The following is a 983-nucleotide window of genomic DNA, read 5'->3' as shown; positions in this document are numbered from 1 at the left end:
TGCCCCGCCTGCACATCCCCACCCCCCGCGCGTGTCAGAGGTGTGCCGACCGGGCTGCTGAGGTCGACGGGCGTACCGGCGAAATCGATGCTTCCCTGAGCACCACCCACTGTCGCCTCGCCGCTTGCCCCCATCACCAAGTTGCCGAGCTGGGTGAAGATCCCAGACAGTGCTGCGCGTGTCTGGATGCGGATCAGGTCCGCGATCACGGATCGCGCAAAGTCCCCGAAGTTCAGCTTTCCCGTGGTAGCGAAGGTCACCAGAGCATCTTCCATCGACCCGAATGCGCGCGTGACAGCACCTTCGGTCTGCGAGAAGACGTTGCGCGCCGAATCGGCGTAGTTGGCCAGCGCGCGGGTGGCGCCTGTCTCCCAATTCGACTGCGCATCAAGCATCTGCTGCGTCGCAGACTGCTCCAACGACACCCGGTCGGTTTGGTATTTGCGCAACGCCTCGAGTTGCGCCTGGTAGTCGTCCTCGCTGATGCGGCCTTCACGCCGCGAACGGCTCAGATCGTAGAACTTCTGGTCGAAATCCCGATTTGCCTGCTGGATTCGCGAGAGTTGATCGCGCTCGGTATCGCCCATACCCAGGCCGGCGATATTCTGCCCGACTTCCTGCTGGCGCAACTTCAGGGCATTGTTCAGCGCATCCGTATAGGCCCTCAGAGAATCCGAGGCCTTCTTGTCGTAGACGGCAACCGCGTTTGTTCCTTCCTTCCGGACATTGACGATCTGGTCTTCCAGCTCCTTGACCTTCGATGCGTAACGCTCCCGCTCGGCAAGAGATTTACGACCGGCTGCCGCTTCTGCCTCCAACTCGGCAATAGCAAGTTGATCCTGCAGCCCGCTCTCCTTCAGGTCGTAGGATTTCTGGATATAGTCCCGTTCGGAGACGAGCCCAAGAGTCCTCTCGTTTTGCAGATCGAGCTGCCCCGTTCGCTCGATCTGCTTGGCTTGCTTCTCATAGCCCTCCAGTGCCGC

1 protein-coding gene is annotated in these 983 nt (G+C 60.8%); it reads right to left on the bottom strand.

What is annotated here, in order from left to right:
• Positions 1 to 983: phage tail tape measure protein (locus AC3WXD_RS34935; protein ID WP_492325745.1), on the bottom strand; the 983-nt coding region annotated here is incomplete at both ends.

It is taken from the genome of Cupriavidus sp. FW216-B1, assembly GCF_058789195.1.
This window is presented reverse-complemented; position numbering and strand designations above follow the sequence as displayed.